This window comes from Metabacillus kandeliae (assembly GCF_021166585.1).
GTDB lineage: Bacteria > Bacillota > Bacilli > Bacillales > Bacillaceae > Metabacillus_B > Metabacillus_B kandeliae.
Genome location: NZ_JAJOZE010000005.1, coordinates 82,544 through 96,320, shown reverse-complemented (window position 1 = coordinate 96,320; position 13,777 = coordinate 82,544). Strand labels below are relative to the sequence as shown.

Genomic DNA, 13,777 nt, shown 5'->3' with positions numbered 1-13,777 from the left:
ATTGAATCCTGTAGTAAAGTGATTACCAGAGACTTATTACTGGAGGAATGCAGCATGGAAAACCGCCATCAAGTTGGTATGGATAAATTAATGGAATATACAGATACATCAAATAAAAAGATTTCAACTCATTTAAAAATCGTGGATGATTTAAAGGATATCGCACCAGATGTAGCCGACATGATCATTGATTTTGGCTATGGTGAGGTTTATGCAAGAGAAGGCCTGACAAATAAGCAGCGAGCGCTTGTGACCATCTCTTCCCTTGTAACGCAAGGAACAGAGCCGCAGCTTGAGCTTCATTTGAATACAGGTCTGACAGCCGGCCTGACACGAAAAGAAATTGTGGAATCCCTCATTCAGCTGATCCCTTACACTGGATTCCCGCGTGTATTGAATGCTCTTCGTGTAGCGAAAAAAGTTCTTGAACAGCGCGAGCAGACAACAAACTAATGGCAGCTGTCTTTTTGCATAAAGCTTTAAAAGATCCAAACAAGGGGCCAAATTTGGCTCCTTCGTTTTTTGCGGAGGAGAAATAAGTGAAGCTCCTGATCATCATTGCGCAAATTATGCTGATTAACTGTTTTTATTTACTTGGCGCCCTTACCGTTAAATTAACGGGCTGGCCGCTGCCGTCAGGCATGCTTGGCATGGCCTTCCTTCTAATTGCGCTCTATTTAAAAATCATTCAATTAAAATGGGTGGAAAAAGGGGCCGGATGGCTGCTCGCAGAATTGCTGCTCTTTTTTGTCCCGTCTGCGGTAGGCGTTGTTCAAATTAATGATCTCTTCAGTACTCTGGGCCTGAAATTTCTTGCGATCATCATATTGAGCACCATGATCGTGATGGGAGCCACCGCATTTACAGCTGAAAAATTATTTGAAAGGCGAAAAGGATAACATGACCATTCTAGCGATAGCTGTTACGTACCTGGTTTATCTTGCCGCGAAAAGGCTCAACAGGCAGTTCAAAAAAATATGGACGCATCCGCTGATTCTTTGTCCGCTCGCCCTGATTTGTCTGCTCATGCTCTTTAAGCTTCCGGCATCTGACTATATGGCATCCTCTGCCCTTTTAACCGACATGCTCGGACCGGCCACTGCTGCATTCGCAATCCCGATCTACAAGCACAGAGCCTTGATCAAACAGCATGCCGGCATTATTATCAGCAGTGTTGCAGCAGGCTCGCTTGCTGCCATATTTTCTTCTTACTTTATGACACTCTTAATCAAAGCCAATTCAGAATGGATCTTAAGCGTGCTGCCGCGTTCCATTACTACGCCGATTGCGATCGAGGTTTCCAAGGAAATTGGCGGGCTTCCCGCGCTTACCACTGTTTTCGTGATTATTACCGGCATCGCCGGCGGAGTGGTAGGGCCGATGATTATTAAATGGATGTCTGTCCGCTCTCCTATCGCAAGAGGATTGATGTTTGGCATGGCAGCACACGGTGTCGGAACTTCAAAAGCGCTGGAATACGGAGAGCTGGAAGGAACATTTTCCAGCCTTTCCATGATTACGGCCGGCGTCATGACATTATTGTGGTCTTACTCGCTGATTCCTGTCATGATGCATGTGTTTTCCTAAATAGCAAAATCAGCATTCATGGAAGAATGCTGATTTTCATTATTCTGTAAACATATTAAATTTTGATTATTTTTACTTTAAGATAATTTAAATATTTATAAAATCCTTTAAACACCGTATATAAAGGGTTTAAGACTAAATACTACCTTTTTATTTCGTTATTTCCAAATAAAACTATTGACTCGAAATATTTTGTCAATTAATATTTTAACATATCTTTAGTTGGAGTTTTCGGTAGAAAGCAACAGATAATGCGCGACGATAGATAGAAAAAACGTCTGGCGCCTCTTTGGCAGGGAACAACGGAAAGCCTTCCCCTTTAGTTATTATCTACTATTTTCTCTCGGAACCCTTTTTCAGATGACACTTTTTTCGCCCTCATTTTTCTGAAAGTTCAAAAACACAGCAAGATTTGCTTGAAGGGAGACATCATATGTCTGATAAAAAAAGTCTGAACATTTATGAAACGGTGCCTCAAAAAGGATTTTTCGGCCATCCGAAGGGTTTGTTCACTCTCTTTTTCACTGAATTCTGGGAACGGTTTTCCTACTATGGCATGCGCGCCATACTCATTTATTACATGTACTACCAGATCAAAGACGGAGGGCTCGGCATTGATCAGCCGACAGCCGCTTCCATTATGGCCGTATACGGCTCACTCGTTTATATGTCCGGCATACTCGGAGGCTGGATTGCTGACAGAATCCTCGGCTCCTCCAAAACGCTGGTTTACGGCGGCATCTTTATTATGTTCGGCCATCTCGTTCTTGCCTTCCCTGGCGGATTGACTACGCTGTTCCTTTCCATGGCACTGATCATTATCGGTACCGGGCTCTTAAAGCCGAACGTATCAAATGTTGTCGGTGATATGTACAGCAAAGAGGACAACCGCCGTGATGCCGGCTTCAGCATTTACTACATGGGTGTTAACCTCGGAGCTTTCCTTGCACCGCTTGTGGTTGGAACGATTTCTAACAAATACAACTTCCATGTCGGCTTTGGTATTGCCGCATTCGGAATGCTTTTAGGGCTTATCGTTTACTGGGCAACCAGGAAGAAAAACCTTGGCCTTGCCGGAACAGTCGTGCCAAACCCGCTGACAAAGCCTGAAGCGAAAAAGGCTGCTGTCCGATTCACAGCGGGCGCCATCGTTCTCGTGCTGGTCGGTGCTTTGCTTTCTATGTTCGGTCTGCTGACAGTGAAAAGCTTTACGATGATCGTCAGTATTCTCGGCCTCATCATCCCTGCTGCTTATTTCATCGTGATGTACCGCAGCAAAAAAACAACAGCTGATGAAAAATCCCGTCTGATTGCCTACATTCCGCTGTTTATTGCAGCCATCATGTTCTGGGCAATCCAGGAGCAGGGCTCCATCATCCTGGCAACCTATGCCGATCAGCGCACACAGCTGAACCTCGGCGGATTTAAAATTGAACCGGCCTGGTTCCAATCTGTTAACCCATTGTTCATCATTGTGCTTGCCCCTGTTTTTGCATCACTATGGGTAAAGCTTGGAAACCGCCAGCCATCAACACCTAAAAAGTTTTCCTACAGTCTTGTTTTTGCAGGTCTGTCCTTCTTGATTATGATTATCCCTGCAGCAGTGAACGGCACTTCAACACTCGTAAGCCCGCTATGGCTTGTGCTGAGCTTCCTGCTCGTTGTCATCGGTGAGCTTCTGCTCTCACCAGTAGGACTATCCACAACAACAAAGCTTGCGCCTGCAGCCTTCTCAGCCCAGACACTAAGCCTCTGGTTCCTGACAAGTGCATCAGCACAGGCCATTAACGCTCAAATTGTTCCGCTTTACAACGCTAAAACGGAAATCGCCTACTTCGGAATCATCGGCGGCCTGTCCATCGTCCTCGGTATCGTGCTATTGTTCATGGCTCCGAAGATCTCCAAGTGGATGAGAGGGATTTTATAATTTTGATGCAGCTGCTGTTATGGCAGCTGCTTTTTTTTGTTTAGATGGAGGATTGATCGGGTGCAATAGTGAGCCTGTGCATAAATGTAAATCCGCCGATATAATGAAAAATGCGCTCGATTTAATTGAAAATTCGCCAATATCCGCTTTACATCATGTGGATGCGGCTGATAAAGGACCTTAGTTAATGAAAGAGCCAGACAGATAACCAATCCGCCGATATAAGCGGAATTTCGCCGATATCTCGAACTCAACCGCCGATATCTGGTGAGAATCCGCCGATATCGGCTTCCTATACAGGCTCTTTAACTCGCGATCAGCGCTTAATACTGGGCATGTGGCTATGACCGGGCATTTAGTTAATGAAAGAGCCAGGCAGATAACCAATCCGCCGATATAAGCGGAATTTCGCCGATATATCCTGGTGATCCGCCGATATAATGAAAAATGTGCTCGATATAATTGAAATTTCGCCGATATCCCGAACTCATCCGCCGATATCTGGTGAGAATCCGCCGATATCAGCTTTCTTTACGGCTCTTTAACTCGCCAAACAGCGCAACATACAGGTGCATATGTCTAAGACCAGACCTTATTTAATGAAAGAGCCAGGCAGATAACCAATCTGCTGATCTATCCTCTGAACCGTGGATATAATGAAATTCCCGTTGATATTTTTCCAGGTTCCAAATAAAAAACTCCCCGGTTCCCCGGAGAGTTTTTCTTATGAAGACAGCGGCAGCATGATCTTTGCTTTTGTGCCATCCTCTGTGCTTTCAACTATTTCAATTTCGCCTTCGTGCAGCTTCATAATTTCCCTGCTGACAGCAAGTCCAAGGCCTTTATTGGTTTTCCTGGTTGTAAAAAATGGCGTATACAGTTTACTTAAAATACTGCTTTCCATTCCATGGCCGCTGTCTTCCAAATGAATTTCGACCGCATTTTTTGTGAGTCTTGTATATAAATTGATTTGCTTAGTGCAATCTGTATTTCCCTCACATGCTTCAAATGCGTTTTTGAGCAGGTTCATCAGCACCTGCGATATTCGTTTTACATCAATCTGAATCAGGGGATTTTGAAAATTGGCTTTATAGGAGAACGCGCAGCCATAATGGACAGCTTCATTTTTAGAATGGAGAACCACTTCATCAAGCAGCTGGGACAATTGAATTTTTTCCTTGTTCAAGGAAAGAGGATGATTGTCAAACAAAAAATCGAAAAGAATATGGTTTGCTTTGTCCAATTCCAAGTAGCGGAACGCTCCGCTTTCAACTCCGACAAGATTTGGCTTTACTTGCTTGAAAAAGCCTTTCAAGCTCCCTTGTCTTGCTGAATCCTTTGAAAAATTGGAAGCAATGCTTTTAAAGCTTGTTAAATTCTGCGGTACCGCTGTTAATTCCCTAAGCTTTTGGAGTGCGTCCTCTAACTCTGCATTTTTTTCAAGCAGGGAAAGATTCGCATCCAGCAGATCCAGTTCAAGATTTTTCATCGCCTGATAGACCGGCTCAAGCGCCTCTTCTTTATTCACACAGAAAATGTGAATTAAATCTTTTGTTTCATACTGCACATAAATATCAAACAAGCAGAGGGCTTTATTTTTTGTTTTCAGGTTCAATTCGACCTTTGAGATCGATGGTGTGTCCAAAATAAATTTCGCCGCTTTTTTCTTGCTGCCGATTCCGACAATATCCAGGAAGCTGACGGCTTCATCAAACTCAGCAAACGTTTTTCTGGAAACAGACAAGATATTGAGCTTTCGATCCACCAAAAAATAAGGAAATGGGACCTTCTCATACCGGTTAACCACTAATTGCATTTCCATGCTGAACAGTCCCCGTCTTTTTAATTAAATCTTCTAGCTGCCTTAAATCCTGGATAATCATGACGTTTGGCGGACAATGAAATTCAAGATCGTAATTGGCAGCAAGTCTGCCTCCAACCATAATCGTTGGATAAAAATCGAGCTTTTCAAGTTCTTCTATATAGTTGGAAATCAGCGGCAAATAGTAGGCAATATTAGCTGAAATTCCAATAATTTCGGGCCTGTATTTTTGAGCATAGCTTACAGCGTGTTCTAAAGGTAGATCTGCTCCCAAGCACTTCGTCTGCCAGCCGTATTCCTCAAAGATGTTTGAAACAATCTGGATTCCAAGATCATGCTGCTCGCCTTCCACGCAGAAGAACATAGCCTTTCTGATTCCTGACTTCTGATTGTAGTGATGCTGTCTCGCATTCAAGTGCTGTTTGTACACAAGCAAATTTTTGCACACCTGTGACGCAACATGCTCATCCGCGACAGTTATGGCGTTTTCTTCCCATTGCACACCAATGTAATACATTGCCTCTCGAATTACTTCGTAAAAGCTTGAACTGAATGTTTCCTGAGATGTTTTTTCATTAAGATACTGCCAAGCACTGTTTACCTTTCCGCTTAAAAGCAGCTCTCCCAGTTTTTCAGCCTCAATTTTCATGCCTTTCACCTGCCTCTATCTGATTTTTCCCTTTTATTTTAGGATTCTCTGAAAGCCAGAGACTCAGGAAAAGAGACGCCTGATTTATGTGAGTTCATTTTTGTCAACAGCGTTTCTCTCCAAGCGTAACATATATCCAGAAGATTAGATATGATAGTGGTTTAAATATCAAGGAAAGAAGAGTATCGAATAATAAATTTGGGAAATTCGAAATGTATTTGTTAAATTCACCAAAAATCAATCGTAATTTTTTTATGCCCTCCCATTCCCACATAATTCCTTCTTAATTAGCAAGAATAGTAATAAATGCTTTTTATGGGAAAGAGGGATATAGAGTGGCACAAAGCTTGACAGAACATCTTGCAGACAATCAAAAAGCAATCAGTGAGGCCTTTCAAGCCTTTTCTGATTTGGTTGAGCATCCCTTTTACCTGGACAGTGATGAATTAATTGAAGCGAGCATGATGAGAATTGACGGGCTGACTGACGATAAAAAAGCAATGGAGTATACCCTGCGTCCGCTTTTGACGGGCTCGGCCCTTTCAAAGGACGAGGATATTCTGCAGCAAGTCTTGAAAAAAATGCTCTTGTACGATCAAGTGAAAAGCAGCAGCAAGTTAGATGATTGCATTAAGGCTCTATTGGAAGGCAGCGTTGTCATCCTGATTGATTCTGTATCAAGTGCAGTTATTGTAGCAGCACAGGGCGGGGAAAAACGGGCCATTACAGAGCCGACGGCCCAGATGGTAATCAGAGGCTCTAAAGAAGGATTTGTGGAGAATACCAGAAGCAACACAGCGCTTGTCAGAAGACGGCTGAGAACGGCAGATCTGAAGCTCGAAAGCTTTACAGCAGGAGATATTTCCCAAACAGCTGTTGAAATCATGTATTTAAAAAGCAAAGCGAGCGATGAAACAGTGGGTACGATCCGGCAGCGCCTGAACAGCGCGGATCTCCAAATCGTACTCGAATCAGGCTACATAGAGAAAGTTCTGCAAGATAAGCAAAAAACCCTTTTTCCTACAATAAATTTTACTGAAAGGCCTGACGAGGTTGTCGGCAGCCTTCAGGCAGGAAGAATAGCAGTATTTACCGAAGGCACCCCTTTTGTGCTGTTATGTCCGACGTGCTTTCACCACTTCTTTTATTCAACAGAGGATCAGTATTTACCGGGAGTCATCGGAAAATCGCTTAGAGGCCTGCGGATGATTGCATTTATGCTTTCCATGTTTGCCCCGAGCCTTTATATTGCCATAATGACACATCATCAGGGGCTGATTCCAACTTCCCTCCTAATCAGTCTGTATGCACAAAGAGAGGGCGTTCCCTTTCCGGCACTTGTTGAAGCTTTGATTATGGAGGTCACCTTTGAAATTCTTAGAGAAGCAGGAGTCCGAATGCCAAGAGCCATTGGACAGGCAGTCTCCATTGTCGGTGCACTTGTGATCGGGCAGACGGCTGTTCAGGCAGGACTTGTCTCGACCGCAGTCGTTATTGTCGTATCCATTACAGCCATCTCAAGTTTCACTACACCTAATTACAGCCTTGCCGTAACAGCAAGATACTACCGCTTCGCCTTTATGTTTGCCGCCTATTTCCTTGGCTTTTACAGCCTCATTTTAGGAGCATTGGTTCTTCTATCCCACTTGCACGGGCTGACAACCATTAAAACGCCGTACATTTTCATTAACCGCAAGCTGCTTGGAGGCAAAAAAGGATGAGAAAGCTCATCTTGGTGCTTTTATTGCTGCTTTCAGGCTGCGGCTCGACGAGAGAACTGAATGAGCTTGCGGTGATCATTGGAATGGGACTGGATTATACCGAGCAGGAAGGCTATACGATTACTTTTCAGATCCTTAACCCTGCAGAAGCGGGAAGCCCTGGGTCTTCAGGGGGCGGAGGAGTGCCTGCTTTTAATGTGACAGGAAATAGCCAGTCCCTCGGAGAAGCCGTCAAACAGGCAGAAGCCAAGCTTCCGAGAGAAGCGTTTTATCAGCACCTCTCGCTTGCCGTTATTGGGGAAAGCCTTGCCAGACATGGAACAAACGATGTCATCGATCTGCTGGAAAGAAATCCGATTATCAGGAGCAATCTGGCGCTGCTTGTGGCAAAGGGTCAGACCGCTAACAGCGTATTAGCAGGACTAACGCCGCTTAATCAAGTTCCTTCGCTTTCTGCCATCAATGTGACAAAAACAAATCAGGAGTCAATTGGAACAGCCAAGAATGTCACACTGATTCAATTTATTCAAGAAGAAGAGTATTTGGATTCCTTTCCGCTTGTAAGCGGAATTCAGCTTAAGGGTGATCCAATGGCCGCGGGAACGAAGGACAATATTGATCAAACAATGCCAATTAAGCCAACAATAGAGGGGCTGGCCGTTTTTAGCCACGACGGAAAATTGCTGACGTGGCTAAATCCCGAGGAGGCGAAATACACGCTTATGATAAATGGCGACTTGAAGAGAACAACCATCTCCTATCCTTGTGGTTCTTCAGAAAACATTTACCGGGTGCTCGTTTCCAAAAGCAGAATGTCAGCTGATTTTAAAGACGGGAAGCCCATCTTGACTGCAAGCGTGAAAGTTTCAGGTGAATTATCCATGATTACATGCGAAACAAAGGAGTTGAGCAAACATTGGAATAAAATGGAGGTTAATATTGCCGGCTATGTAGAAAAAGAGATGGCCAAAACCATTGCCGCTGCTCAGGATAAAGGCATTGACCCTTTTGGGTTTAATGAGAAAATCGCTTCAAAGGACCTTGCACATTGGAACAAAATAAAGGATTCCTGGCCCGAGCTTTTTAAAAAGGCAGAAGTTCGTACAAAAGCAAAAATTGAGCTCTTCCGGTCAGGGTTAATGCTTGATCCGAAGCAAAACAACTAAGAAGGAGGGAATATGAGATGCAGCCCCTAAGCCCACGCATGCTATTTGCGCTTATCACCCTGTTTGAACTTGGCAGTGCCGCTCTTCTCGATCCGGGAAAAGGAGCCTATGAAGATGCCTGGCTAGCGATTATCATTGGATATGTATCTGCGCTCCCTCTTCTTTTTTTATACGGGCATTTAGGAAAAGCGTTTCCGGAGAGCAACATGCTGGATTTACTGCAGCTCGGTTTCGGGAAATACGCGGGAAAATCCCTTTCCGTTTGTTATCTGGCTTACTTTTTATATTTAAGCGCGCGTGTTCTGCGGGACTTTGATGAGCTGCTGACCATCTCTGCCTATTCCGCCACGTCGCTCCTTTTAATCAGTTCATGCATGATGATGGCCATTATGTATTTCAGCTTAAAAGGCATTGAATCCATTGCCAGCATTTCGCCGATCTTATTCTGGATTGTCATTATTCCCGTCGTCTGCATTACATTCCTTCACTTTTTTTCCGGCAATGCATCGTTTGAATTAATCAAGCCAGTACTTGGACACGGGATAAAACCGGTCCTTCAAACGGTTTTCCCTCAAATCATTACCTTTCCTTACGGTGAAATGGTTGTGTTTACGCTGTTCTTCCCCCATTTAAAAAAGAAAGACAAGCTGCTTAAAGTGATTCTGACTTCAACCCTTTTGGTCACAGTAATTTTAAGTTTGCTTGCGGCTATTCATGTCATGGTGCTTGGACCGCAGTCAGTATGGCGATCGGCCTTTCCAATGATGAACTCCGTCTCCTCCATTAACATTTCTGATTTCATCCAGAGACTGGATATTTTTATTGTTGTCATTATGGTCATCGTCGGATTTGCGAAGATCGCTGTTTTTTTCCTGGCTGCTGTACATGGCACGCTTCAGCTGTCCAAGTTCGACTCCCCTGCCCCGGTAACGGTTTTATTTGGCCTTGTGACCATGTATATTTCTATTGCCATTGCACCCAACTATTTCGCTCACATCAAAGAAGGGCTGATTGTTCTGCCGCTTTTCATCCACCTCCCTTTTCAGGCAATTATCCCCGCCTTGCTATTCACTGTCCTTTTTATCAGAAGGAAAAGAAACAAGGTGAAAATATGAAGCGGGTAAAAAAATGGATCTATCCATTTTTGGTGATTGTTCTAGTGATATTACTTGTCATCGGGCTGGATTACTTCGAGGGCTCAACCTCTCGGGAGCTTGAGGAATCTTTTCTGGACCGGCTCACCATGAGACAGTCAGAGGATTACGTGTCCCTTTCGCTCGTATTCGGGCTCGGTGTGTTTTATTTGTATCGGATGAAAAAGCATAAATAGGAGAGGCTGGTGTCTGGTTTTAATCGTGTAAAAAAAGGCGCCCTGACAATACAGGACGCCTTTCTCTTATGCCGGCTGTCTTTCTGCTGCAGCCGCCGGATTTGGCTGCTTTTTGGAAGAAGTAATTTTCGGCACAGGAATGAAATAGCTTGAAAACGGAATGAATTGAATGATGCGGATTCCTGCTGCGGCAATGAGGAGCACTGCTGCGAACATGATTGCTGCATAATTCATATTCCAATATTCCTGCGGCAGGTGCCTCGCCATTAAATAAAGGATCAGCGGATGGACCAGATAGATGCCCATGGAATACTGCCCAATGACAACAAGCGGCTTTTTAATCACATTCCATTTAGCAAGGAATGGGTAAAGGCCCACAACACCAATAGACAGAAGCGGGATATTGACCAGGTTGGAAATCCTGCGGTTGGATACATAGCCTTTCACGTTGTACTCTACAATGGCGCCTGCAAAAATAGCGAGTGACAGGATGAGCATCAGCCACTTTCGTTTTTTAGCAAAAGCGGTAATGCCTTTCCAATAAAAAGCCATGAATCCGCCGAAGGCAAAGTAGAAAATCCAGATCGGCATAAAGGATTTTCCGCCAAGGTAGTCCCCAAGAGGCCCTTCAATATTCGGATGAAAGCCATATAGCTTATAGCTGATAATAAAAGAGATAAAGGCAAACACCATGATCAGCGACTGGGTTTTAAACAGCTTTTGAAGAAGAGGAAAAACGATATAAAATTGCACAACTATTGCTACAAAATAAAGATGATAAAAAGCATTCCCGCTGATGATCGTGATCGCTTCCTGCATTGGATCGCCAAACTGCCACTTTTCATAAATGAACCGGACATAGCGGTAAACGATGCTCCAAAGGAGAAAAGGGATCAGAATCTTAGAGATTCGAGATTTCAGGAAATAGCCGAGTTTAAACTTTTTCCGTGTCAGCGGCAAAAAGAGCAAAAACCCGCTGATGAGAGCAAAAATTGGTGTACCGAACCGGCCAATTTGATTGAGGAAATAAGTGAACGTATTGTAGGAATCGTCGTTCATCGCAGCATTTGTTGCAGACACATGAACACCTACTACCATCAAGCATGCCAAGGCCCGCAAAAAATGAATTTCGAATAAGTACGCTTTCTTCTGGCCGTTTTCTGACTCCGCCATATCTTCCCTCTCCTTTGCTTTGCATTTTTAAATCCGTTCCTATTTTATAGTCTATTGAAAGGAATAGGGGGGCATTTTCACAAAACTGTCCATTAGTCGCGAATGCCGATTGAGGACCAATGGCGGGCAAATTCATTGTTTCTCTTGCATTTTCAGCATAAGGAGATAGTCCCCTGAGACACTATTTTAAGAAAATAAGGGACAAAGTCGTATGCTGTCGTAATTTACCAAGAAAGCGAGAACAATGGAATAAATCGAGATTAGGCGCTGGTTTTAACTGTGAAATGCTATTCTTGCCAGTTAAGGAAATTAGTGCGCTGATTTGGGAAGATGGAGCGGCGCGGAGGCACAAATTTCAATTTTCTTTTGACAAAATACAATTTTGCAAAGGAGCTGTGCTATGTACTCCCTGGATTCCACGGGGCTGCTCTTTGTAACCGGCCGTTCGGGAAAATAAGGGCCAGGTTTGAGAATATAACAGCCGGTTTCGGAAAATTCCACTTTCCATTCGGGAATATGCTGGCGGAATTCGGGAATATGGAGCGGGGCGCGGACTCAAATTTCAATTTTCTCTCGGCAAAAAGCAATTTTGCACGCGATTGGAATAAGAGCTAATCTATGTACTCCCTGGATTCACGGGGCTGCTCTTTGTAACCGGCCGTTCGGGAAAATAAGGGCTGGGGTTGAGAATATAACTGCCGGTTTCGGGAAATTCCCTGCTCCACTCGGGAACATAAAAAACAAAAAGCCGATATCCAATAGGAATCAGCTCTTTTTCTTCCTCCCATATGTCAGGGCGTAGACTAAATAGAGAATCCATCCGATCACACCGCCCGATATGATAGAGCCCGCCAGGATTCCCGCTAGATCGCTTGGTCCAATGGGTTTTCCAATTATGGAGATATGATAGATAAAAAACAAAATGGCGGGATACAGCATCCACTTGTATATTTTTTTCATTAGTTTCTCCTTTACGAATGTCTCATTGATTGTACCCGAAGGTTCTTCAGAAAAAAAGCCCAGCCGCTGGGGCTGAGGCTTTTAAACAATTTCTCGGGCTTCTTTGTAGTCTTCTTTTGCCGGAGAGAATCTTGGATAGTTGGTGATGATCGCAATGATTCCGCAAACAGCAATCAGCATCGGGTAAACGGTATACGGCAAGATGGCGAGCGGCGAAACCTTTGCCATCTGAGATGCTGTCAGCATCTGTGCGCCATATGGAATCAGTCCTTGTACAGCACATGAAAAGATATCAAGAATACTTGCGGATTTCTTTCTGTCAATCTTGTATTGCTCTGAAATATTCCTAGCAAGCGGACCTGTTGTAATTATGGAGATTGTATTATTGGCAACAGCAAGGTTTGTGGTGCTCACAAGCCCTGCAATCCCGAATTCCGCGCCTCTTTTTGATTTAATCCGTTTGGACATGCTTTCCATAATCCATTGAATGCCGCCGTTATGGCGGATCAGCTCAACCATGCCCCCAATAAGGATTGATAGAATCACAAGCTCAAACATGTTCGTAATCCCTGCTGGAATCTTCTGAAGCAACGTGGACAGAGTATAGCTTCCATCAGCAAGTCCTATAACGCCAGCAAAGACAATTCCGCCTGAAATAACAGCTACTACGTTAAAACCGAGCAATGCTGTGATCAGCACGGCAAGGTACGGAATTATTTTTATCCAGCTGTAGCTGCCGGCATCAACATTTGTCGTGATGCCCATTGTCATGACATAAATAATGAAGATTGCAGCAATCGCAGCCGGAAGGACAATGAAGAAGTTTGTCTTAAATTTATCCTTCATTTCCGTCTGCTGAGAACGCACAGCGGCAATGGTTGTATCCGATATAAATGAAAGGTTGTCCCCAAACATCGCACCGCCGATAACGGCAGCGATTGACAAGGCTGCCGGAATTTCCGTTTGGCCGCTGATGCCTGCAGCGATCGGGCCAATTGCTGCAATGGCACCCATTGAAGTCCCCATGGAAAGCGACACAAAAGCCGCGATGACGAACAGGCCGACTGCGAGGAGATTTCCCGGCATAATCGACATAGCAAGATTCACCGTCGCATCAACGGCCCCCATTCCTTTGGCAACCTCTGAGAAAGCACCGGCCAGAATATAGATGAGAACCATGATCATAATATCCGGATGGCCTGCACCTTTTGAAAACCGCTCCACTTTAGCTGTGAACGATTCTTTCCGGTTCATGATAAGCGCAGCTGCCGCCCCCGCCATAGTCGCCACTACGATCGGCATCTTGTAAAAATCCCCTGTAATAATGCCTGATAGTAAAAATAATCCAATAAATACGGCCAATGGCAAAAGAGCCAATGGACTTGCTTTCTTTGATGTCAAAGCAAAACAGCTCCTCTCCATTTTTAAATAAAAAAACCTCT

13 protein-coding genes are annotated in these 13,777 nt (G+C 44.2%); 8 read left to right on the top strand and 5 right to left on the bottom strand.

From position 1 onward, the window contains the following. The first annotated feature begins 54 nt into the window (after positions 1-54). The 4 genes from LRR81_RS13115 (at position 55) to LRR81_RS13100 (ending at position 3,514) form a co-directional block, all read left to right on the top strand. On the top strand, positions 55-453 hold the full coding sequence (locus tag LRR81_RS13115) for a carboxymuconolactone decarboxylase family protein (RefSeq protein WP_231789826.1): 399 nt from the start codon (positions 55-57) through the stop codon (positions 451-453). 86 nt (positions 454-539) lie between these two features. Then, complete coding sequence (locus LRR81_RS13110; RefSeq protein ID WP_231789825.1) at positions 540-899, top strand: CidA/LrgA family protein; 360 nt, start codon at positions 540-542, stop codon at positions 897-899. 1 nt (position 900) lies between these two features. Beyond that, positions 901-1,587 (top strand): LrgB family protein, encoded by a 687-nt coding sequence (locus tag LRR81_RS13105; protein WP_231789824.1) that lies wholly within the window; start codon positions 901-903, stop codon positions 1,585-1,587. A gap of 433 nt (positions 1,588-2,020) precedes the next feature. Next, positions 2,021-3,514: a peptide MFS transporter gene (locus tag LRR81_RS13100; protein ID WP_231789823.1), complete on the top strand. Its 1,494-nt coding sequence runs from the start codon at positions 2,021-2,023 to the stop codon at positions 3,512-3,514. Positions 3,515-4,238: 724 nt separating this feature from the next. On the opposite strand, the gene LRR81_RS13095 is transcribed toward LRR81_RS13100, so the two are convergent. Together LRR81_RS13095 and LRR81_RS13090 are read right to left on the bottom strand one after the other, a co-directional pair. Beyond that, positions 4,239-5,336 (bottom strand): ATP-binding protein, encoded by a 1,098-nt coding sequence (locus LRR81_RS13095; RefSeq protein ID WP_231789822.1) that lies wholly within the window; start codon positions 5,334-5,336, stop codon positions 4,239-4,241. Then, complete coding sequence (locus LRR81_RS13090) at positions 5,314-5,985, bottom strand: cobalamin B12-binding domain-containing protein (protein ID WP_231789821.1); 672 nt, start codon at positions 5,983-5,985, stop codon at positions 5,314-5,316. Before LRR81_RS13090 ends, LRR81_RS13095 begins: the two co-directional genes overlap by 23 nt. A gap of 335 nt (positions 5,986-6,320) precedes the next feature. On the opposite strand from LRR81_RS13090, the gene LRR81_RS13085 reads away from it, so the two are divergent. Genes LRR81_RS13085 through LRR81_RS13070 form a run of 4 tightly spaced genes read left to right on the top strand, consistent with a single transcriptional unit; the run spans position 6,321 to position 10,202 of the window. Further along, the gene (locus LRR81_RS13085) at positions 6,321-7,706 is read left to right on the top strand and encodes a spore germination protein (protein ID WP_231789820.1); all 1,386 of its coding nucleotides are present in this window, start codon (positions 6,321-6,323) and stop codon (positions 7,704-7,706) included. Beyond that, on the top strand, positions 7,703-8,872 hold the full coding sequence (locus LRR81_RS13080; RefSeq protein ID WP_231789819.1) for a Ger(x)C family spore germination protein: 1,170 nt from the start codon (positions 7,703-7,705) through the stop codon (positions 8,870-8,872). The genes LRR81_RS13085 and LRR81_RS13080 overlap by 4 nt, the downstream gene beginning before the upstream one ends. A gap of 17 nt (positions 8,873-8,889) precedes the next feature. Continuing rightward, the gene (locus tag LRR81_RS13075; protein WP_231789818.1) at positions 8,890-9,987 is read left to right on the top strand and encodes a GerAB/ArcD/ProY family transporter; all 1,098 of its coding nucleotides are present in this window, start codon (positions 8,890-8,892) and stop codon (positions 9,985-9,987) included. Further along, positions 9,984-10,202, top strand: coding sequence for a hypothetical protein (locus LRR81_RS13070; protein ID WP_231789817.1), 219 nt, complete (start codon positions 9,984-9,986; stop codon positions 10,200-10,202). The genes LRR81_RS13075 and LRR81_RS13070 overlap by 4 nt, the downstream gene beginning before the upstream one ends. A 66-nt stretch (positions 10,203-10,268) precedes the next feature. Here the strand turns inward: LRR81_RS13070 and LRR81_RS13065 are convergent, their stop codons facing one another. From LRR81_RS13065 to LRR81_RS13055, 3 genes are all read right to left on the bottom strand, one after another. Then, positions 10,269-11,375: an acyltransferase gene (locus LRR81_RS13065; protein ID WP_231789816.1), complete on the bottom strand. Its 1,107-nt coding sequence runs from the start codon at positions 11,373-11,375 to the stop codon at positions 10,269-10,271. 765 nt (positions 11,376-12,140) lie between these two features. Continuing rightward, complete coding sequence (locus LRR81_RS13060) at positions 12,141-12,335, bottom strand: hypothetical protein (protein ID WP_231789815.1); 195 nt, start codon at positions 12,333-12,335, stop codon at positions 12,141-12,143. An 81-nt stretch (positions 12,336-12,416) separates the two neighbouring features. Further along, positions 12,417-13,736: a Na+/H+ antiporter NhaC family protein gene (locus tag LRR81_RS13055; protein WP_231789814.1), complete on the bottom strand. Its 1,320-nt coding sequence runs from the start codon at positions 13,734-13,736 to the stop codon at positions 12,417-12,419. Between the last annotated feature and the right edge of the window lie 41 nt (positions 13,737-13,777).

What these genes read in the sequence shown, in the direction of transcription:
- LRR81_RS13115 (WP_231789826.1), top strand. Translation starts at nt 55, where the DNA reads ATGGAAAACCGCCATCAAGTTGGTATGGATAAATTAATGGAATATACA.
- LRR81_RS13105 (WP_231789824.1), top strand. Translation starts at nt 901, where the DNA reads ATGACCATTCTAGCGATAGCTGTTACGTACCTGGTTTATCTTGCCGCG.
- LRR81_RS13100 (WP_231789823.1), top strand. Translation starts at nt 2,021, where the DNA reads ATGTCTGATAAAAAAAGTCTGAACATTTATGAAACGGTGCCTCAAAAA.
- LRR81_RS13095 (WP_231789822.1), bottom strand. Translation starts at nt 5,336, where the DNA reads ATGGAAATGCAATTAGTGGTTAACCGGTATGAGAAGGTCCCATTTCCT.
- LRR81_RS13090 (WP_231789821.1), bottom strand. Translation starts at nt 5,985, where the DNA reads ATGAAAATTGAGGCTGAAAAACTGGGAGAGCTGCTTTTAAGCGGAAAG.
- LRR81_RS13080 (WP_231789819.1), top strand. Translation starts at nt 7,703, where the DNA reads ATGAGAAAGCTCATCTTGGTGCTTTTATTGCTGCTTTCAGGCTGCGGC.
- LRR81_RS13075 (WP_231789818.1), top strand. Translation starts at nt 8,890, where the DNA reads ATGCAGCCCCTAAGCCCACGCATGCTATTTGCGCTTATCACCCTGTTT.
- LRR81_RS13070 (WP_231789817.1), top strand. Translation starts at nt 9,984, where the DNA reads ATGAAGCGGGTAAAAAAATGGATCTATCCATTTTTGGTGATTGTTCTA.
- LRR81_RS13065 (WP_231789816.1), bottom strand. Translation starts at nt 11,375, where the DNA reads ATGGCGGAGTCAGAAAACGGCCAGAAGAAAGCGTACTTATTCGAAATT.
- LRR81_RS13060 (WP_231789815.1), bottom strand. Translation starts at nt 12,335, where the DNA reads ATGAAAAAAATATACAAGTGGATGCTGTATCCCGCCATTTTGTTTTTT.